Below are 19,616 nucleotides of genomic sequence, written 5' to 3'. Positions count from 1 at the left end.
AGCCAGCCTAAGCGAGGCCGCTCTACCCGACGGTCGTCACCACCTTCGACTGCTGGATCGACGTCAACACTCTCGTGCGGGCCTCGATGAACAGTGGGTCCGCTTTCGTGGTCAGTTGATCTCGAGCACCGGTCAGAGGAACGTCGACGATGTCCTGCATCAATGCCGGAGTTCCGCCGAGGACAACCACTCGATCGGACAGGTACACCGATTCGTCGACGTCGTGGGTGACCAGGAGGACGGTGATGCCAAGATCACGCTGAAGGGTGAGCAGCAGGTCTTCGAGTTCCGCGCGGGTCTGCGCATCGACCGACGCAAAGGGTTCGTCCATGAGAAGTACCTGCGGTCGGTAGGCGAGAGCGCGAGCTATCGCCACTCTCTGCTGCATTCCGCCGGACAACTGCCAAGGGTAGGAACGCACAGCACCTTCCAGACCGACGACGGCGAGTGCCTCGGTTACCCTCTCGTTCTGAACCTTGCGTGCCAGGCCGTTGCCCCGCAGCGGCAGGCGAATGTTCTCACCTACTCGAAGCCACGGCATCAGTGTGCGTCCGTAATCTTGCGACACGAGCGCAAGAGTGGCGGGCGGAGCGTCGATCGTGATCCCGGCGATGCGGACCTCACCCGTAGTCGGCTTCTGTAAACCGGCGATGCAACGAATCAGCGTGCTCTTGCCGATTCCGGAATGTCCGACGATGCAGACGATTTCTCCCGGTGCAACCGAAAGATCGATCCCGCGAAGCACTTCGCGGCCGGTAGATCCGCCGTAGGTCACCCCGAGGCCGTTCAGTTCGACTGCGGGAGTGGATGCCGCAGATTCTGTGGATGACATCAGTTTCCTTTCACTGCGAGTGCGCCGTGGGTCCGAGGCTGCCATTTGAGCAGCCAGCGTTCGATCACGCCGTATCCGAGGTTGAGCACGTATCCGATGATTCCCAGCAGGAGAATTCCGGACCACATGTCTGCGATCGCGAAGGTCTGTTGGGCGACGATCACGAAGTGACCGATTCCTGCAGTGGAGACGTACATTTCGCTGCCGACCATGATGACGACACCGATCGCGAGACTGGTGCGGATGCCGACCGTTATCTGAGGCATCGCTCCGGGGAGGAGTACCTGCGTGACCAGCAGGGGCGTTCGGATCCGATAGCTGCGCGCCACCAATCGAATACTCGGGTCGATGGAGCGTATGCCGTCGAGTGTGTTGAGGAGTATCGGCCAGACCGCGCCGAAAGCGATGGCGGCGACGTTGCCCGAAGAACCTGTGCCGAAGACGATGAACAGGGCCGGCAGTACAGCGAGTGCGGGTATAGCGCGGAAGAACTGGAGGAACGGATCGGCGATGTCTGCAGCCAGTGGGAACAGCGCAAGAAGCAGACCGGCCCCGATGCCGAGCACCAGTGCCACGGTGAGGCCGAAGGCAAGATTGGTCAGGCTCGGCACCACATCGCGTGCAAATCCTGACCCGAACCAGTTGTCCGCAAATGCTTTCCAGATTCGTGACAACGGCGGGAAGTACGGCGACTTACTCGACGCGGATCCGAAGTACCACACGACGACGATCAAGATCGGCAGCCACAACTCCCACGCGAGGAGTCGAATCCCGGACATCATCTTCACGTCGTCATCCTCCTCGGGATGTAATGCCAAGCAAGTAAACGATTCTCGATTGCCATCACAGCGAACGCGAGCAGCATGCCGAGCACTCCGGCGACGACGATGAGTGCAAACATTCGGTCCGGGACGGATTGGCTCAGCAGGATTTCCTTGCCGAGTCCGGGAACGCCGGCGATCAGTTCGGCGCCGATGGTCAGCAGCAAACTCAGTGTTGCCGAGATACGAATTCCCGTGAAGATGTACGGCATCGACGCGGGTGCAACTACGAGAGCGAGTCTGCGCCACAGGGGAAGCCGGAAGGATCGTGCGGTGGCCAGTAGTTCCGGATCGACGTTGCGGACACCGTGGATGGTCTGGAGCAGGATCGGCCACACGCTTACCGCCACGATCAGCGCAACCGCCATACGTTGTGTCGGGCCCATGATCAACAGAAAGAGCGGGATGATCGCGAGCGGAGGCACGGTCCGGCAGAAGTCGATGACGAAGCGCGAAGAGACCGTCAGGAACGGGTGCGCGGCGAGCAGCAGTCCTGCCGGGATTCCGATGACCAGGCACAGAGCCAATCCGACGGCGGTTGTGGTCAAGGTCTGTCCCAACGACGTCCACAGCGAAGAGGTACCGAGTTCGTCCACGAACGCCACTGCCACGTCACTGAACTTCGGCACACCTTTGACGTTCTCGTCGCCCAGCATTCCGAAGACCTGCCAGGCGACTGCCAACGCGAAGAGAGTCAGCAGCCGTCCGAGCAGTACCTGCCTGCGGCGTGTCTTCGGGGTTGTCAAGGCAGGCAACTTAGTTGGCCGGAGTCAGCAAGGAGTCGCTGTCAACCGACTCCGTCAGAACCCCATACTTGACCAGCAGTTCGATCTCCGTGCCGAGAGCGCCCGGTTCCACTACTGCGACGAACTGAGGATTCTTGCTGTTAGCCAGCATTTCGAGCGGAATCTTGGCTTGTGTCGAGAGTGCGGCCTTGACCGCGCCCGGATTCTGATTGGCGTAGTCAACTGATTTGGCAAGCGCTGTACGGAATTTCGCGAGTGAGTCCGGGTTCGCATTGACAAACGATTCCGAAGCGACCAGCGAGGTCCCCGGTACACCGGGTGCGGCCAAGGGGAAGGGGTGGCCGAGGATCTTCAGCCCCGAGTCGGTTGCTTTGCTCAGGAACGGATCGATGAGGAATGCAGCGTCGGCCCCGCCGGTGGAAACCAGGTCGCCGAGGTTGGGCATGGGCGCCTGAATGAACGACACCTTGTCCGCTGCTCCGCCGGATTTCTCCACCGCGGCCGAGATGACTGCTTCGCTGACGGATTTCAAACCGCTGATCGCAACGGTTTTGCCTTCGAGGTCACGGAATCCACTGATGGAACTGTCCTTGGCGACAACGAGGCCGGACTGGTCGACGTCGTCATTCGCGGCAAAATTCGTGAGCCCTCCGACGATGGTGACGGGCATGTTCTGGCTTCGTGCCTGAATCGCGGCAGCGGCAGTCGTGGCTGCCATATCTGCATTTCCGCTGAGCAGCAATGGAATCTGAGCCGAGGAGCTGGCCCCGCCCTCGACGAGCTGAATGTCGAGTCCCTCAGCGGTGAAGAACCCCTGCTCCATGCCGAGCCAAATCGGTGCGAAGTCCGCGATCGGCTGAGGTGCGATTCGAATCGTGGTGGTCTGGGTGCCCCCGTCGTCGGAGGCCGTGGCGTCGCTCGAGCAGCCGGTCAGTGCCAATGCCGCGGTCGCGACCGCTGCTAGGGCAACAACTCTGAACCGTGGTGTCGACCGAAGGGTAAGTCCAACCGTCATGTCCGAAAACCTCTCGCTGGGAAAGATATGACTTCCTTGCCGGTAATCCGGTGGGAAGGTGAAGACGCTCAAAGAATTCCGTACGCCGGAACGATTGTTGTGACTATAGTAATTTCCAAGACGATTGCCAAGGGTTTTCCAAGAACACGAGATTTCGGATCGCCGGGTACATCCACGGCACCGGGAGGGGATCGGATGACGAAGGGTTCTGCGTCCGCCGTCGACAAAGCGCTGGATCTACTCGAGGCCATCGCGCGCTCGACCACGCCGATGAAGCTCAGCGAACTGGCAGAAGAAGTCGGGATGCTCCGCCCGACTGCGCACCGAGTGCTCGGAGAACTCGCGAACCGTGGTTGGGTCTTCCGCTACGACGGTCGCTATCTCCCCGGCCCGGCTGCACTTCAGGTTTCCCACGAAGCGGCAGCGCATTCGTTGGCGGCCTTGTGCGATCCGACCATGCGGGTGCTGTCCGAGAGCACGGACATGATGGTGAATCTGCAGGTTCTCGAGAGCGGCGGGACGCGAATCATCGCGGCGCTGCGTCCCGAGCGGCTCAAGATGATCACTCGGATGCTCGGGGATCTGCTTCCGCCGCACCGGTTCGCGGGTCCGCTCGCGTTGGTGGCGGCACTCGAGGACAACACCCGGGCGCCCTACCTGGCGATGGTGGAGAAGAGTGGCTATCCGCTGGAAGGCCCCACCGGCTTTCTCGCCGACATAGCCGAGACGCAGAAAACCGGATTCGCCGTTGTCCACAAACGATCTCAGGACATCATCGGTTCGGTCTCGCGTGCAGTGTCCTCCCGCAAGGGCTCTCCGCTCTGTGCGTTGACGGTGATCGGTTTCGACACCGACTTCGATGCGAAAACGACGCGAATGGTCGAAGAACACCTGCTGCGGGCCACCGATGAAGTGCAGCAACTCCTCACTGACCACACTTCGGGCAAGCGCCCGTCCGACACAGGAGAAGAAGGATGATTTCACGGACCGAGGGCTTCATCACCGTCGCAGACGGCGAACGGGTCTGGTACGAGACTGCCGGCGAGGGCCCGGATCTGATTCTCACGCACGGTCTCGGCGGCAACGCTGCGGTCTGGTACCAACAAGTACCGTACTTCGCTCAACACTATCGGGTAATCAGCTGGGATCAGCGAGGATTCGGCCGGTCTACCAACGAAAACGGCAACCACGGCCCGGTAGCCGCTGTCTCGGATCTGATCGAAATCATGGACCTGCTGGACGTCGATCGAGCGCACGTGGTCGGCCAGTCGATGGGCGGTTGGGCCGCATTGGGGACCGCGATCGCTGTTCCGGACAGAGTGGAGTCGGTAGTCCTGGCCTGCACGACCGGCGGCATTCCCGTCGGCTTCGGGCCGGACATCGCACCTCCGCTCACCGCAGCGCCGGTCACGGCGCGGCCCCTGGGGGAACACCCCGCTGTGGGCGGACGGTTGCCGAGCTTGGACATGGCGAGGGCATACCTGTACCAAGCTCTCGGCACCTTCGGCCATCGCCCACCAGACACCGAGTTCTTCCGAATTCTGAAGGCCCACAACTATTTGCCGGCCGATCTTGCGGCGGTGGCTGCACCGGTTCTCCTGATCGCGGGTGAGCTGGACGATTTGATGACACCCGAGCGGATTCGCAGCGCCGCCGAGTTCCTGCCTCACGCAGAAGTGGTCGAGCTTGCCGACCGCGGTCACTCCCCCTATTTCGAGGACCCACACGCGTGGAACGAGTTGGTGGCGCACTTCCTGGCCGACGTTCGCGCCCGTCCAGTGCGCTGAAACCGCCCACTCGCCAAACATATTCCACTTCCGAGGAGACCTAATGGATTCATCTCAGACCGTCGAGTTCATCCCACCCGCTTTCGACACACCGTTCTCCACCGGAGTGCGTGTCGGAGATGTTCTGTATCTGTCGGGTCAGATCGGCATGCTCCCAGACGGAACCTTGGCCGACGGCTTCGAAGCGCAAGCCCGCCAGACCATGGAGAACATTGTCGCTTCGCTGATCGCCTACGGATCGGGCGTCGAAGCGATCTTCAAATGCACTGTCATGCTTGACGACATGTCTCGCTGGCAGGAGTTCAACAAGGTCTATCTCGAGTACTTCCCGGCATCGAGACTGCCGGCACGCAGCGCGTTCGGAACAGACGGACTGGCGCTGGGTGCGCACATGGAAGTCGAATGCATGGCGTACACCCCGCGGATCTGATTCGGGGGTGTCAGTCGTCCCAATTCACACGTTCGGCCAGGCGCAGCAATGTGCGTCGGCGCGTAGTGCTGGTTTCGCCGATGTGCGCGATCCGGCCTTGGATGTGAGCCCGGAAATTCTCGATACCGTCCCGATTCTGTTCCTGTGCAGAGGTATTCGCAGCATTGTGAATCAGGGCGCGCAGACGATCGTAATCGTCACGCGGATACGACGGTTGGTCGTTGATCACCAGCCCGGTGAGGTGTTGGCGTCGATGAGGGCGCATCACCTTGGTCTTTCGCGGATGGACGGCAAACCCTTCGTCCCTGGCGATCTGCTCGACCGTCCATAGGAGGGTGCCGACATCTGCCACTTCGATTCCGGAGAAGGCGAGGTCGTCGGCGTATCGGGTGTAGGTGAGCCAGTTCGCTTGTGCGAGAACGCTCAACCGGATGTCGAGTTTGCGCGCGACGAGATTCGCCAGTGCAGGCGAAGTGGGCGCGCCCTGCGGAAGATGCGCGGTTCGTAGCTGCGACGCCTGTGCGTACGGCAGACCGCGCAGGGTATCGGCAGGTGTTGCGACGGTGCACAATCCGGTGAGAGCTCCTGCCACGGCGGGCGGATACCCGAGCGCGGCGAAGATCGCGTGGACTCGCTCACCGGTGATCGACGGGAAGAACTGTGCGAGGTCCACACCGATCACGATTTCCGACTGTGCGTGCGGCGCTGCAAAGGTCAGCGGACTTCGACCACGGACAAACCCGTGGGCCGCGTCGTGTGCGGGCACCTGGTCGAGTATGCGGCGCAATATCTTCCGTTGGATTTCGCGCAACCGGGGTTTCGGTACCTCGAGGAGGCGAGCGCCGGCCTTCTTGCTGATCTGCATCGGCCGGTAGTGGCGTAGCGGTAGGGGTTTCGTTCGCAGCCACTCCCCGCGGTCGGCAAACCATTCGAGTTCGGAGATCGTCAGATCCAGTGAACGCGCCAGATCTGCACTGGTGTTGTAACGGGGGACGTCGAACCGCCACAACGAGGATTCGTTGGTGTCCAGTGAGACCGGGACTGGTCGAAGCCGCGGAAGTTCGCGTAGCAATCGGTACAGGGTTTGTGGTTCGAACGGTGGGGCCGGCATGAGGCCGAGCACTCGGACGGCGAGCGATGTCGCTGAGACACCGTGGACCGTTCCGAATGCCTCTTCGAGCCCACCGAGAGTCCATGGAGCATCGGCAGCAGCAACTGCCAGGCGCCGCGCCAACTCGGGATCGAGCTCGAAGTCACGCATGATTCGAGCCCGGGATGCGGCGGCGTGGGGTGACCAAATCCTTTGTCCGGAGCGGCGGCAAGCACGCGGAGCGTGCCGAGCGCCGGTGGACGCAGTATCCAACTCTTCTGGCCGACCCAGGGGTTACCCCTGAGACTGGTCGCGTGGACCAACTCTCACCCACGCGCCGCCGCATCTCTTCACAATGGCAGACCGTCCGGTATCTGTCACGTGTGAAGCTGATCTGTCAGGTGTGGGTCATCAGATCGAGGAACGATCCGAACCGACGAACTCGCTGATCCACGGCACGACTGCTTCGCGGACGGCGACCACCTTCGGCAGCAGTCCGTTGCTCAGCAGGAGATCGGCCGCCCGCTGCTGCTCGTCGAGGAACTCGTCGGTGATCGGGTTGACGCCGAAAGGACGTCCGCGCAGTGCAGCTTCCCAGGCATCGAGGCTTGCGGACCCACCACGCTTCTCGACGTCGTCGACGAAGATCTGTGCGGCTTCGCGGGGATTGGCTTCTATCCACGCATCGGAGTCCTGCAGTGCCTCGATGATCGCCTGAAGGGCCTCGGGATTGGTCTCTGCGAAATCGCGCCGGGTGAACCACAGTGAGGGGTGGCTGAAGAGCCCGTCGGTGGCGATCAGCGTGCGCAGGTGTTGCTCGGATTCAGTCGGTGGTGCGAGGCCGACGGACACGTGCTGCAGGGTGTTCGCCTTCCCTTGCATGCGAGCGCTCTGGGGAAAGCCTTTCTGGCCTGGTCCGATATCGACGATTCCGAACTCGCTGCTCTGCCACGTGAAGCGACCACCCAGCGTGCGATCACCGATGTTGCCGGTATCCGCCGGGAATTGGAACTGACTCGCGAACGAGGATACGGATTCAACGACGAGGAGTTGACCCCGGATTTCCGGACGAGCGGATTCCGTTCCTCGCGGATCTCGCCAAGGTGACCGCGCGACAGATCGGTGAAGTGCTTCTCTGAACTGGCGTGAAGCGCTTGTGGCAGATCCGGCCGAACGTGATTACCGTTGGAGTCGAGGGCGCGATCGCACAGTGGCTACGAGACGTGACCGCGTCCCCGCGAGCGTGGAGACGAGTGATGACGACGATCGGTGTCGTTGCCCTGCTGCTGGGCGTCCTGTTGATCGTGGTTGAGGCGCATGCCCCAACCGCGGGGGTGCTCGGTGTGCTGGGTGCTCTTCTGATCGGGGCGGGTGTCTGGATGCTCTTCACGTCCGACGGTATCGGCCAATTGATCGCGATCCCGGTGACGGCGGGGATTGCGGTGGTCGGCCTGGGCGTAGTGGCGGTAGCGAGCCGAAAAGCGCTTACCGCGCGCCGCGCGCCCGTGCGTACCGGGACGGAATCTCTTGTCGGCTCCGACGCGACCGTTCGCAGTTGGGCTGGTGCGCAGGGGCAGGTCGAGCTTGACGGCGGATTGTGGCGTGCTCGAATGGAATTCGGGTACGACGATTCTGTTCCCGTCGTGGGTGAATCCGTTGTCGTAGAGCAGGTTCGAGGCCTGACTCTGAAAGTGCGCCGTCGTGAACCGTGGGAGCTGCCGCTATGACCACCGTGCTTGTCGTGTTGTCCGTGTTTGTCGTGCTGATTGCAGTCCTTGTGGGTATGTCGGTGAGAGTTCTGCGCGAGTACGAGCGCGCGGTGGTGTTCCGCCTCGGCCGATTGATCACCTTGAAAGGCCCAGGCCTGGTGATTCTGGTGCCGGCGATCGATCGCATGGAACGGGTCAGTCTGCGAACCGTCACGCTGAAAATACCGGTCCAAGAAGTAATTACCCGCGACAATGTTCCCGTGAAGGTCACAGCCGTCACGTACTTTCGGGTCGTCGACGCTGACCGTTCGATAGTCGAGGTCGAGGATTTTCTGGCCGCCACCTCGCAGATCGCCCAGACCACACTGCGCTCCATTCTCGGTAAGGCCGAGTTGGACTCGCTGCTCTCCGAACGTGAACGCCTCAACGAGGACTTGCAGAAGGTAATCGATCAGCAGACCGAGCCGTGGGGAGTCAAGGTCACGACCGTGGAGATCAAGGACGTCGAGATCCCAGCCAACATGCAGCGCGCCATCGCCCGGCAGGCTGAGGCCGAACGTGAACGGCGAGCCAAGATCATCAACGCCGACGCCGAATTTCAGGCTTCGGCCAAGCTCGCCGAGGCGGCCGAGGTGATCAGCCGCAATCCGACCACTCTGCAATTGCGTTATCTGCAGACGCTTCACGAGATCGGTAGTGAGAACAACTCCACCGTTGTCTTCCCCTTGCCTCTGGACCTCGTCCGGCCCTTCATGGGCGGCCAAGCAGAGGTTTCTCCTGCCACTCAAGAACATGCCCGTTCTGTCTGGAATGCGAAAGTCGTTGATTAGCAGCTAGTTTCAACCAATTCCGCTCTTGTGTTCGAAACTGTGTTCGAATATGATTGCTGCATGGACAGTCGGGATGCGTGGCAACTGGATGGCGAGGACCTCAAGAGTGAGGTTCTCGATCTGGTGCGTGTCCGGCACGAGTTGCAGTCGCGGATGGTGCTGCTGATCGTGGAGATGTTTTCCCGTGAGGTTCTCGGTGGGAAGGGTTTTCGGGCGATCGCGCAGTGGTTGCATGGTTCGACGAATCTGGAGATCGGTGAGTGCAGTCTGCTGGTCGGGTTGGCGCGGTTGTTGATGCTCGAACCTGTTGTCGCGGATGCGTTTCACCGGGGCGATGTTGATGCGTTGAAGGCGCGGCAGGTGGCGTCGTTTTGTCAGCATCCGCCGAAGAATATGACCCTGGCGGAGGTGGACAAAGCTCGCGGGATCTTGTTGTCGTTGGCGTCGAAGAATATTGCGGATTGTGATGCGGTGCGGGCGGCGATCCGGAGGATCGAGAAGCAGTACGGCAAGCGTGAGGACGGTGTTCCGGTCGGGGAAGACTCTGAGCGCAATGAGTTCTACGCCTCGAAAGGCCTGTACGGGCGGGTCACAGTCAAGGGCGATCTGGATGCGGTGAACGGGGCGCGGTTGATCACGTTGCTGTCGAGCCTGTCGGCGCCGACGCCGGAGAAGGATGGCGTCAAAGACACCCGCACTCCGGCATTGCGGCGGGCCGACGGGTTTTGTGAACTACTGCGCCGGTACGAGCGGGCAGGGTTGGGTCCGATCGAGGGTGGGGTGAAACCGCACATCACGGTCACCGCCAGCGCCAAAGACATGACCGACCTCAAAGCATTGAAAGATCTGTTGCCGTCCACCGAGGAGTTGGGGTTCGCTTGGACGGATTGGGTAGGTCCGATCAGTCTCGACACCGCCCGGATGCTGGCCTGCGACTGCACCGTGACCCGGATCTTGTTGGATGAAAATGGTGTTCCGCTCGACTGCGGCAAGGAAGTGCGAACGGCGACGGTTCCGCAGCGGCGGGCGTTGGCGGTGCGTGATGGTGGGTGTGCATTCCCGGGGTGTGGAACACCCTCGGGGTGGTGCGATGCCCATCATATTGTTCATTGGAATGATGGTGGCCCAACAGATCTCGACAATCTGATCTTGTTGTGCGGCCATCATCATCGGACGCTGCACCACACGGAATGGCGGGTGGAGATCGGACCGGATCGGAAGTCGGTGTTCTATCCGCCGATGTCCGTTGACCCGAATCAGCACCCGATCGGCGGGAACAGCCCACCCACAGCAGCCTGAACGGGCGCAACTGAATACGTACACACCGGGGCATCGCCATGCCCCGGTGTGTACGGTGCGTGCGGTCAGAGCATCGTCGAGATATGTTCCGGTAGCGCGACACCGGAGTCGAGATCCTCGGACGGGATCGGTTCACCGAAGTGCGTAGCTGCGGGAACTACTCCAGCCCAAATGGTTTCGACACCGATGTCGGCGGCATCGTCACCGGGCCCGCCGGTGCGGGCCTTGACGGAAGCCTCGTACAACGGCAGTGCAAGAACGACGGTTGCCGCCATTTCCTTGCGCGTGTGATCCCGCAAGTGTTGAGAACGTCCGGGGACCACCTGGTCGACGATCAGATCCAAAGCCTTCACTCGCTCGTCGTTGTCGGTCACGACTCGAGGTGATCCGACAATGACGCCGCTGCGGTAGTTCATCGAGTGATGGAATCCCGATCGAGCCAGCACGAGTCCGTCGAGGATCGTGATGGTGATGCAGATTTCGCTGTCGGGAGCCAAGCTCCGTGAAGCCACTGAACCGTGAACATAGATAGACCCGTCACGGTCAGGGCCGTCGAGGTCGAATCCGTAGGCGGTGGGAAACACCATGGGAACTCCGCCGACGGTCACGCCCATATGGCACAGCTTCGCGGACTGCAACACGTCGACGAGGGCTGCTCGTTGCGCGACACCGTGGTGGCGGGCGCGCTTGTGCGTCGTGCGTGCTGTCGGGGACAGCGGAACAGGTGCAGTGGGGGCAGGAGCAGGGGCAGCAAAGACAACGGAATCTGTCATGCAGACAATGCTGCTGGCAAAGTGGCTTCAAGTCATGGTCCAATCAAGGGAGAATTCGATAGGCCACTTCGATTGGTCACTTCCGAGAGGGTTCTGAATGTTTCTTCCTTCGGCGGTAGCTGTAGTCCTCGACCGGACGGATCGGCGGGCGCTTCCGGTCCAGGTCGCCGACCACCTCAGAGCCGACATTCGCAGTGGCCAGGCTGCGGTGGGTCTGCGGTTACCCAGCTCGCGGAAGCTGGCGGCGGAACTCGCGGTGGCGCGGGGCGTCGTGGAACGGGCATATGAGCAGTTGATCGCCGAGGGCTGGCTGGTGGCTGTGCACGGTTCGGGCACCTTCGTTGCCGAGGCGCCTTCCCCTGTGGTCACTCCCACGACTACGACCGCGAAGCCCGCGAAGAAGATGTCGCCCAGGGTGCAGCTCCGGCCGGGCGTGCCGTGGACGCCGCCGCGTGCATCGGCAGCGTGGCGGCGGGCGTGGCGTGACGTCGGGGCCAAACCGCCACCATTCGAGGATCCCGATCCTGCGGGCGACTACGAATTGCGTTCGGCACTATCGGAATTGCTGGCAAGGGCTCGCGGAATGTCGGTTGAACCCGAGAGAATCCTGATCGCCTCGGGTGCCACCCACGGCCTCGGACTGGCGTTGTCGGCGCTGCGTACCAGTGGCGCAGTGCTGGCGATGGAAGACCCCGGGTACCGGTATGCGTCCTCGGCTGCAACAGCGTGTGGATGGTCGCTGCTGGACGTACCGGTTGACGCGCACGGTCTCCGTGTAGACCAACTCGAATCGGCGCCGGAGAATGTTCGCGGCGTGTATGTGACACCGTCCCATCAGTATCCGACGGGTGGGTTGCTTCCAGTAGGTCGGCGCAACCAGTTGATCGAGTTCGCACGCGCCCGCGACGTCGTCCTGTTCGAGGACGATTACGACTCCGAATTCCGTTACGACGTAGCGCCTTTGCCTGCGCTTGCGCAGTTGGCCCCTGACCGGGTGGTGTATCTCGGAACGGTTGCCAAGACACTCGGCGCGGGAATTCGACTGGGCTGGTTGGTCGCTCCCCTCGACCTGGTCGACCGCATTGCGGCATACCGCAAACGAATCGGCGACTTCCCGTCGGTTCCGCTGCAGCAAGCACTCCTGTCCCTGCTCCGTGACGGCGAATGGGATCGGGCGGTACGTACCGCCCGGCGCCGGTACCGCGAGCGCGATCGGGCGGTCGAGGAAGCGCTGTCATCGTTCGGTGAACTGCGGGGTCTCGGCGCCGGCATGCACACGACGCTCATGCTCGACGCGGATCTGGCAGCCACTGTCGCTCGCGAGGCACTCCAGCACGGCGTCGAAGTGCCCACCCTGGTCGAGTCCACCCGAACGCACGGAGACCCCGGAGGATTGGTGATCGGCTACGGGCGAGTGGATTCCGCAGACCTCGAATATGCGCTCGAGGTGGTAACCGAGTGCCTCGCACGTCACAGCGCGTGAAGTCTCGATGATCGGGAGTGCGGCAACGGATGGGTGTCGTCGAGTTCTAGCGTCCACTCGTGACGATCCGAAGCCAGACCTTTCCGCACCTGCTCGCACCAGGCACCATCGGCCCGATGACCGTGCCCAATCGCGTCGTTCTCCCTGCCATGGACATGAACCTGTGCGAAGACGGGGAAATCGAAAAGGGCGACATCGACCACTTCGTGGCGCGCGCGGCCGGTGGAACGGGTCTGATCATCACCGGTTGCTGCGCTGTCGCGTACCCGCTTGGCTGCACGAGCCGCAAGGAACCGGGGCTCTCGGAAGACCGGTTCATCCCCGGACTCAAAGCGCTGGCCGACGCGGTGCACGACGCAGGCAGCAAGCTCTGTGTGCAGATGACACACCACGGCAAGGTGGCGCGCATCGATACCCTCGACGGCCGACCGCAGTTGGTCCCGTCCACGCCGAAGCCGCCGGGTGACATGAGTGCGATGGCCGATTGCACACCCGAAGAACTGGGCAAGATGGCCGCCATCAACGAGGGCAAGAGAGCGACCTACCACGAGGCCACCAAGGAAGATCTTGATTGGCTGGTCCTCATGTTCGCCGAGGCTGCCGGACGGGTGAAGGCGGCGGGCGGCGACGCCGTCGAGATTCACTGTGCCCACAACTACGTCCTCGGAGCGTTCCTGAGTCGGTATACGAATCAGCGCAGCGACGAGTACGGAGGTTCGATGGAGAACCGTGCTCGCCTGGCTTGCGAGGTTATTCGGGCGGTCAAGGAGGAGGTCGGCGGTTCGCTTGCCGTCATCGTGCGTCTGGCCGGTCAAGAGTATGGCGAAACCGACGGGCTGACGGTCGACGAGGCTGCTGCGGCCGCGAAGATGTTCGAAGAGGCCGGCGCCGACGCCATCCATGTCACCGGTACCGCACTGAATGCTTTTGCCAACTTCACGGACGGCCCCCTGCCCGACAAGGTCGGCTACTACACCGACAATGCAACGCGAATCAAGCAGGCGATCTCGATTCCCGTGATCACCGTCGGACGTATGCTCCCCGAGGTCGGCGAGAAGATGATCGCGGAAGGTCGCACGGACTTCGCCGCAATGGGCCGTCAGCTGCTGGCAGACCCACAGTTGGTGAACAAACTCAAAGACGGTGCACCCGAGCGTGTTCGGCCTTGCATCAATTGCTACGTCTGCGTGCAGGAGAACTTCTGGGACGCGACCCCGCTGTGCGCTGTCAATCCCGCCCTGGGCAACGAGGCGCTGCTCCCCTTCGTTCGCACCAGCACTGCGAAGCACGTCGTTGTGGTCGGCGCGGGCCCCGGCGGTCTCGAGACGGCCCGCGTGGCAGCTGAACGCGGGCACCGAGTCACGGTGTTGGACAAGTCCGATCGCCTCGGCGGCACCCTGTGGTTCTCGAGCCTCACTACCCCGGACAACGGGCGTCTGCTCAGCTGGTTGAAAGTGGAAATCAAGCGTCTCGGTGTCGATGTTCGACTGAAGACCGAAGCCTCGGTCGCCTCGATCCGGGCACTGAATCCCGACGCCGTAGTCGTGGCTACGGGTGCAGCCCGCGAGCGACCGAGTGTTCCGGGCGGCGATCTCCCGCACGTACATACCGGTGACTCGTTGCGCGCCTTGATGACCGGCGCCGGCGACGTCTCACAGGTACCGCCGTTCCTGCGGACGATGGCCAAGTTGGGCAAGCTGTCCGGTATCACCAAGAGTCCCGCGGCGATCCGAGCTGTGACTCGCAAGTTCCTGCCCATGGGCAAGGACGTGGTGGTGATCGGTGGTTCGCTTGTCGGACTCGAGCTTGCGGAGTTCCTGGCCGAGCGCGGTCGAAATGTGACGCTGATCGAAGAAGGTCAGCAGTTGGGCATTCCGATGGCGATGCCGCGCCGCTGGACGGCTGTGCGCCACGCCAAGCATGTCGGTGTGAACATTCACCGCAATTCAACGGTGCAGCGAATCACCAAGGAGCACGTCGAATTCCGTTCCGGTGACAAGACACTGACAGCTTCGGCCGACATGGTTGTCGTCGCGTCGGGTGTGTCGGCGCAGGCGCCACTGGCCGACGCTCTGATCGGCGTCGTCTCCGACGTGCATGTGGTTGGTGACGCGGTGAACGTCGACTACATCGAAGGTGCGATGCACACGGCGTGGAAAGTTGCGATGGACTTGTAGTTCAGTTTCAGGTAGCGCTTTGTGCCGCAACGATGTCCGGCCACCATCGGGCCGCGACATCGGGATGCGCGCGTAGTCGACTCTTGAGGGCGTTCGCCCCGTAGGAATCGTGGATCGGGTTGTTCGCGTCCACGGTGACGCCGGTGGCGCGCGCCGCTAACTCGGACGGTAGGTCGAACTCCGGGATCTGTGCCGCATAGTTCGGGTTGAAGAAGAACGGCACCGAGATACGTTCACCGTCACCCTCGGGTGAAATTACGCGGTGCACAGTCGCTTTCAAGTATCCGCCGGTTGCCACCTCGAGCAGTTCGCCGATGTTGACCACCAGTGCCCCGTCGATCGGCGGTGCGTCGATCCAGTCGCCGTCGTGCTCGACCTGCAGACCGCCCTTGCCTGGTTCGACATAGAGAAGTGTCAGCACGCCCGCGTCCTTGTGCCCGCCGACGCCCTGGGAGCCGGCACCTTTCGGGCGTCCGGGGTAACGCACCACTTTGATGAGGATCGACGGATCGTGAGCGAACGCGTCGTCGAAGATGTTTGCGTCCTGCCCTAGCGCGACCGCCCATTCGCGCAAGAGGCTCAGTGCGATCGAGGTGAGCGTGTCGTTCCACTCGGTGATGACGTCGCGAAGTTCGGGAAGGGCGTCGGGCCACTGGTTGGGGCCCTGCAGAATCTCCCAGGCCGGTGAGGTGTCGGTGCGCTCGGCAGCGGGCTGTTCGGCGCCGATGTCGATTTGCTCGCGCCAGTCCTGCTTGCCTTCGGTCAGTTCGCCGCCGAGCCTGGTGTACCCGCGGAAGTGCGGGCTGCGGACGTTCTCGATCGCGAGCTTCTCGGCAGTGGGAAGCGCGAAGAACTCGCGGGCGACGTCGAGGAGGCGCCGCTGCAGTTCGTCGGGAATTCCGTGGCCGACGAGATAGAAGAATCCGACCTCGTGGGTGGCCTCGCGGAGCTGAGTGCGGAACTGCTCGGCGGTGTCGGGGTTCTGCGCCAGCGACAGATCGAGCACTGGCAGCGACGTAATCGACATGGGGTCCTCGATCCGTGTGATGGTTCTGATGTCCATCATTCCACGCTGATCGGCACCCGGACCCGCGCGACGATTCGACAGCCGCAGGCGTGATTACCCGCGCGGATGCGGAAACACCCTGCGGATAACAGAATCGGGGTCTTGCGCCGTTGGCGCAAGACCCCGAATCAGTGTGAGTCTAACTACGCTTCGTCAGCGCCGATGATGAACGCTTCGAGCTCGGTGCGAGCCTTGTCGTCGGCCATCTGGACCGGCGGGGACTTCATCAGGTAAGCGGAAGCCGGGTAAACCGGTCCACCGATGCCGCGGTCCTTGGCGATCTTGGCGGCGCGCACGGCGTCGATGATGATGCCGGCAGAGTTGGGCGAATCCCAGACCTCGAGCTTGTACTCCAGGTTCAGGGGAGCGTCACCGAAGGCGCGACCTTCGAGGCGGACGTATGCCCACTTGCGGTCGTCGAGCCACTCCACGTAGTCCGAGGGACCGATGTGGACGTTGCGGTCGTGAACCTTGCCGGCGAGTGCACCGGTCAGGTTGGACGTCACGGCCTGGGTCTTGGAAACCTTCTTGGACTCCAGGCGATCACGCTCGAGCATGTTCTTGAAGTCCATGTTTCCACCGACGTTGAGCTGGTAGGTGCGGTCCAGCACGACGCCGCGGTCTTCGAACAGCTTCGCCATCACGCGGTGGGTGATGGTGGCGCCGACCTGGCTCTTGATGTCGTCACCGACGATCGGGACGCCGGCGTCCTTGAACTTGGCAGCCCACTCCGGGTCGGAAGCGATGAAGACGGGCAGGGCGTTGACAAATGCAACGCCTGCGTCGATCGCGCACTGTGCGTAGAACTTGTCAGCGTCGTCGGAACCGACGGGCAGGTAGGAAACGAGGACGTCGACCTTGGCGTCCTTGAGTGCCTTGACGACGTCGACGGGCTCGGCGTCGGACAGCTCGATGGTCTCGGCGTAGTACTTGCCGATGCCGTCGAGGGTCGGGCCGCGCAGCACCGGGATGTCCAGCGGCGGGACGTCGGCGATCTTGATGGTGTTGTTCTCGCTCGCGAGGATGGCCTCGGAGAGGTCGAAGCCGACCTTCTTGGCGTCTACGTCGAAAGCGGCGACAAACTGCACATCGCGGACGTGGTACTTACCGAACTTGACGTGCATGAGGCCGGGGACCGTCTGGGTCTCGTCGGCATCCTTGTAGTAGTGAACGCCCTGAACCAGGGACGAGGCGCAGTTACCCACGCCCACAATGGCTACGCGCACCGCGGTGCTGTTCTCACCCATGGTCGGGTTCTCCTTCTTTGTGGAATGTACCTGTTGTCGATTGCTCGGCTGCGATCAATTCGTTGAGCCAACGCACTTCGCGTTCACTCGATTCGAGCCCGAGCTGATGGAGCTGGCGGGTATAGCGGTCCAGTGATCCGCTCGCCCGACCGACGGCCTCGCGGAGCCCCTCGCGGCGCTCCTCGACCTGGCGTCGCCTGCCTTCGAGGATCCGCATCCGCGCTACTGCGGGGGTGCGACTGAAGAAGGCGAGGTGAACGCCGAAACCGTCGTCGGTGTAGTTCTGCGGTCCCGTGTCGGCGACCAGTTCGGTGAACCGTTGCCGCCCTTCCGGGGTGAGCTCGTAAACGCGCCGCGCCCGACGCTTGAGAGCGCCGGTGGCAGTGTCGACGTTTTCCGAGATCAATCCGTCGGCTTGCATGCGCCGCAGTGCCGGGTACAGCGATCCGTACGAGAACGCGCGGAATGCGCCGAGCAGACCAGTGAGCCGCTTGCGCAGCTCGTATCCGTGCATCGGTGACTCGAGGAGCAGCCCGAGGATTGCGAGTTCGAGCAACTGACAAACCTCCCGAGTCGTTGAACCTAACCGCTTGATGCGATAACCAACTATATCGCGCCGATATATAAAACCACACTGCGGCCCGATACGTGTACCAAGGTGTCACGGCTAGATCAGGGGGTGAACGCGTAGACGCTCAACGGCTCGCCCGACAGTGTGGTCTCCAGGTGGCCGGAGTCGTCGGCCTCGTTTCTCACGTACATGGAGACAGTCGGCTCATTGGCTCGGCCGATGGTGGGGTATTCGAAACGGATCTGGTCGACCACTCCGCCCGGAACTCGGAGCGTTTCCGGTGCGCCGGCGATCAGCCGCGCCAGAATCTCGAGATCGACCGTCGACAGGTCGATTGTTCGTGTCCCGGTTTTTCGGGGTGAAGGTGTCGACCAGGATTTGAAGTCACCATCGTAGATGTATCTGACGTAGTTGCCGGGCTGATCATGGGCCACTCGTTCTACGGTTGCGTTTTCGGTACTGAGCGAGACGGTGTCGGCGATGGTGTCGCCGAATTCGGCCCGGTAATCGTCGATGAACTGCGCCACGCCGTGGCCGGTCATCAGATTGGGGATCGGTGCGTCGGTCCCGAGCGGTGACGTGTCCGGGTTGGTGGCCGAACCGATCAGCGCCCCGACGACACCGGCGACAAGTACGACGGACGCAGCAGCTTTCACCGATTTCGGTGGCGCAGGCAGGCGGGGCCGGACCACCTCGGTGTCGAGATATCGAGAGGGGATCTGAAGGTCATTCACGAGAACCTGAAGGTCATGAATTGTTTTGGCGGACATTGCTTTTGATGTTCGAGACTCGTATTCTACGGCATGTAACTGCCCGTCTGTGAGGGCGTTGTCCAGCACCCCGCAGGTATCGGCTCGGTCGGAATCTCGTGCACGTTTGGACGGGGAGGGACTCGACGGCATGATCTGATTCCTAGTCGGTGAAGGCGTAGACGCGGACGAGTTCGCCAGCGGAGGTGGTATTGACGAATCCGCCTTCGCCGAAGCTGTTTTTCGCCGAAATATCCAGCAGAGGTTCTTCTCCGGCAGTGTACGAAATGTAGTAGACCTGGGCGTCGGGCACATTGACGTGCCGCTGGATCGCCTCGATGTTTCGTCGTACGGCTTCGAGATCAATCGCGTCGAGATCGACTGTCGCAGTGTCGATCTTACGGCTTTCCGGATCGCCATCCGCAGTGAAGCCGCCGCGAAAGGAGTACTTGATCTTCCGGTTGGGTTGACCGGGAACAGCGAGGGAGAAATAGGCTGCGCTGTTGTTGAAGGTGATCTCGTCGACGACGGTGGAGCCGAACTTTTCCCGCAACCGGTCACGTAAGAGGGCGATCCCTTCCGCGCTCGCCATGAAGGGTGTGGGTATGACCAAGGGCTCCGGGTTCGGGACAGCGGCAGGCGCAACTGCGGACGGCGGCGTCACGGGATCTCGGTGCGTGAGCGAATAGGCCCCGACGCCGACGACTAGCGCTGCCGCCACCGTTGCCGCTGCGAACCACGGCACCGGTCGTTTTGGTGGGCGACGTCGATCGGACGGCGGATTCGCTGCGCCCTGCAAGTCGGCGACGATGGCGGCCAGTTCGTCGAGGGTGCGCGCTTTCGCCACTGCCTGCGCGGCGGCGCGATGCTCAGCGGCGTTCAACTGTCCGTCCCCGAACGCCGCATCAACGACGGCCGCGGTTGTCTCCCTGTCCCGGTTTGCGGCGCGGGTGTTCGGCGGATATTTCTGGGCCATGCCGAGAATCCTAAA

At 62.3% G+C, this 19,616-nt stretch carries 19 protein-coding genes and 2 pseudogenes; 9 read left to right on the top strand and 12 right to left on the bottom strand.

Annotated features, from left to right (window positions below):
- Nucleotides 1-22 precede the first annotated feature (22 nt).
- From ACSW29_RS00880 to ACSW29_RS00865, 4 genes are read right to left on the bottom strand one after another with little or no spacing between them, the layout of a single operon-like run.
- Nucleotides 23-832 (bottom strand): ABC transporter ATP-binding protein, encoded by an 810-nt coding sequence (locus ACSW29_RS00880; protein WP_317826999.1) that lies wholly within the window; start codon nucleotides 830-832, stop codon nucleotides 23-25.
- Nucleotides 832-1,614 carry an ABC transporter permease gene (locus ACSW29_RS00875; RefSeq protein ID WP_317827136.1) on the bottom strand — a complete coding sequence of 261 codons (783 nt, stop codon included), beginning with the start codon at nucleotides 1,612-1,614 and terminating at the stop codon, nucleotides 832-834. The genes ACSW29_RS00880 and ACSW29_RS00875 overlap by 1 nt, the downstream gene beginning before the upstream one ends.
- Before the next feature lie 2 nt (nucleotides 1,615-1,616).
- Nucleotides 1,617-2,399 (bottom strand): ABC transporter permease, encoded by a 783-nt coding sequence (locus ACSW29_RS00870; protein WP_317826998.1) that lies wholly within the window; start codon nucleotides 2,397-2,399, stop codon nucleotides 1,617-1,619.
- 10 nt (nucleotides 2,400-2,409) lie between these two features.
- Nucleotides 2,410-3,414, bottom strand: coding sequence for an ABC transporter substrate-binding protein (locus ACSW29_RS00865; RefSeq protein WP_448276133.1), 1,005 nt, complete (start codon nucleotides 3,412-3,414; stop codon nucleotides 2,410-2,412).
- Between the two features lie 195 nt (nucleotides 3,415-3,609).
- On the opposite strand from ACSW29_RS00865, the gene ACSW29_RS00860 reads away from it, so the two are divergent.
- From ACSW29_RS00860 to ACSW29_RS00850, 3 genes are read left to right on the top strand one after another with little or no spacing between them, the layout of a single operon-like run.
- Nucleotides 3,610-4,392, top strand: coding sequence for an IclR family transcriptional regulator (locus ACSW29_RS00860; protein ID WP_019746079.1), 783 nt, complete (start codon nucleotides 3,610-3,612; stop codon nucleotides 4,390-4,392).
- Nucleotides 4,389-5,201, top strand: a complete 813-nt coding sequence (locus tag ACSW29_RS00855) for an alpha/beta fold hydrolase (RefSeq protein WP_448276132.1) — start codon at nucleotides 4,389-4,391, stop codon at nucleotides 5,199-5,201. The genes ACSW29_RS00860 and ACSW29_RS00855 overlap by 4 nt, the downstream gene beginning before the upstream one ends.
- Nucleotides 5,202-5,244: 43 nt before the next feature.
- Complete coding sequence (locus tag ACSW29_RS00850; protein WP_317826995.1) at nucleotides 5,245-5,631, top strand: RidA family protein; 387 nt, start codon at nucleotides 5,245-5,247, stop codon at nucleotides 5,629-5,631.
- 10 nt (nucleotides 5,632-5,641) lie between these two features.
- Here ACSW29_RS00850 and ACSW29_RS00845 read toward each other — a convergent pair whose 3' ends face one another.
- Both ACSW29_RS00845 and ACSW29_RS00840 read right to left on the bottom strand, forming a co-directional pair.
- A complete protein-coding gene (locus ACSW29_RS00845) occupies nucleotides 5,642-6,892 on the bottom strand; it encodes a reverse transcriptase family protein (RefSeq protein WP_448276131.1) in 1,251 nt (416 codons plus the stop codon).
- A gap of 240 nt (nucleotides 6,893-7,132) precedes the next feature.
- Nucleotides 7,133-7,546 (bottom strand): annotated as a pseudogene (locus tag ACSW29_RS00840) (ABC transporter substrate-binding protein); the annotation flags it as partial.
- On the opposite strand from ACSW29_RS00840, the pseudogene ACSW29_RS00835 reads away from it, so the two are divergent.
- The 4 genes and pseudogenes from ACSW29_RS00835 to ACSW29_RS00820 form a co-directional block, all read left to right on the top strand.
- A pseudogene (locus ACSW29_RS00835) lies at nucleotides 7,532-7,860 on the top strand (IclR family transcriptional regulator domain-containing protein); the annotation flags it as partial. The pseudogenes ACSW29_RS00840 and ACSW29_RS00835 sit on opposite strands and share 15 nt — an antisense overlap.
- A 117-nt stretch (nucleotides 7,861-7,977) precedes the next feature.
- Nucleotides 7,978-8,448, top strand: a complete 471-nt coding sequence (locus ACSW29_RS00830; RefSeq protein WP_448276130.1) for an NfeD family protein — start codon at nucleotides 7,978-7,980, stop codon at nucleotides 8,446-8,448.
- Nucleotides 8,445-9,260, top strand: coding sequence for a slipin family protein (locus ACSW29_RS00825; protein WP_448276129.1), 816 nt, complete (start codon nucleotides 8,445-8,447; stop codon nucleotides 9,258-9,260). The genes ACSW29_RS00830 and ACSW29_RS00825 overlap by 4 nt, the downstream gene beginning before the upstream one ends.
- A 60-nt stretch (nucleotides 9,261-9,320) precedes the next feature.
- Entirely contained in the window at nucleotides 9,321-10,559 is a 1,239-nt protein-coding gene (locus ACSW29_RS00820) for a DUF222 domain-containing protein (protein ID WP_448276128.1), read from the top strand.
- 65 nt (nucleotides 10,560-10,624) lie between these two features.
- Here the strand turns inward: ACSW29_RS00820 and ACSW29_RS00815 are convergent, their stop codons facing one another.
- The gene (locus ACSW29_RS00815; protein WP_448276127.1) at nucleotides 10,625-11,332 is read right to left on the bottom strand and encodes a pyridoxamine 5'-phosphate oxidase family protein; all 708 of its coding nucleotides are present in this window, start codon (nucleotides 11,330-11,332) and stop codon (nucleotides 10,625-10,627) included.
- A gap of 97 nt (nucleotides 11,333-11,429) precedes the next feature.
- On the opposite strand from ACSW29_RS00815, the gene pdxR reads away from it, so the two are divergent.
- Both pdxR and ACSW29_RS00805 read left to right on the top strand, forming a co-directional pair.
- Nucleotides 11,430-12,815 (top strand): MocR-like pyridoxine biosynthesis transcription factor PdxR, encoded by a 1,386-nt coding sequence (gene pdxR, locus ACSW29_RS00810; protein WP_347872338.1) that lies wholly within the window; start codon nucleotides 11,430-11,432, stop codon nucleotides 12,813-12,815.
- Nucleotides 12,816-12,874: 59 nt separating this feature from the next.
- A complete protein-coding gene (locus ACSW29_RS00805) occupies nucleotides 12,875-14,992 on the top strand; it encodes an oxidoreductase (RefSeq protein ID WP_448276126.1) in 2,118 nt (705 codons plus the stop codon).
- A gap of 7 nt (nucleotides 14,993-14,999) precedes the next feature.
- Here the strand turns inward: ACSW29_RS00805 and ACSW29_RS00800 are convergent, their stop codons facing one another.
- From ACSW29_RS00800 to ACSW29_RS00780, 5 genes are all read right to left on the bottom strand, one after another.
- Nucleotides 15,000-16,058 (bottom strand): isopenicillin N synthase family dioxygenase, encoded by a 1,059-nt coding sequence (locus ACSW29_RS00800; RefSeq protein WP_448276125.1) that lies wholly within the window; start codon nucleotides 16,056-16,058, stop codon nucleotides 15,000-15,002.
- A 143-nt stretch (nucleotides 16,059-16,201) separates the two neighbouring features.
- Entirely contained in the window at nucleotides 16,202-17,305 is a 1,104-nt protein-coding gene (locus ACSW29_RS00795; protein WP_448276124.1) for an inositol-3-phosphate synthase, read from the bottom strand.
- The gene (locus ACSW29_RS00790; RefSeq protein ID WP_317556479.1) at nucleotides 17,298-17,861 is read right to left on the bottom strand and encodes a PadR family transcriptional regulator; all 564 of its coding nucleotides are present in this window, start codon (nucleotides 17,859-17,861) and stop codon (nucleotides 17,298-17,300) included. Before ACSW29_RS00790 ends, ACSW29_RS00795 begins: the two co-directional genes overlap by 8 nt.
- Before the next feature lie 116 nt (nucleotides 17,862-17,977).
- The gene (locus ACSW29_RS00785) at nucleotides 17,978-18,778 is read right to left on the bottom strand and encodes a DUF1707 SHOCT-like domain-containing protein (RefSeq protein ID WP_317826985.1); all 801 of its coding nucleotides are present in this window, start codon (nucleotides 18,776-18,778) and stop codon (nucleotides 17,978-17,980) included.
- 10 nt (nucleotides 18,779-18,788) lie between these two features.
- Complete coding sequence (locus ACSW29_RS00780) at nucleotides 18,789-19,601, bottom strand: DUF1707 SHOCT-like domain-containing protein (RefSeq protein WP_317826984.1); 813 nt, start codon at nucleotides 19,599-19,601, stop codon at nucleotides 18,789-18,791.
- Nucleotides 19,602-19,616: the final 15 nt, after the last annotated feature.

The organism is Rhodococcus sp. GB-02 (genome assembly GCF_053470465.1).
The sequence above is the reverse complement of the archived record's forward strand: the minus strand, read 5'-3'. Positions and strand labels throughout refer to the sequence as shown.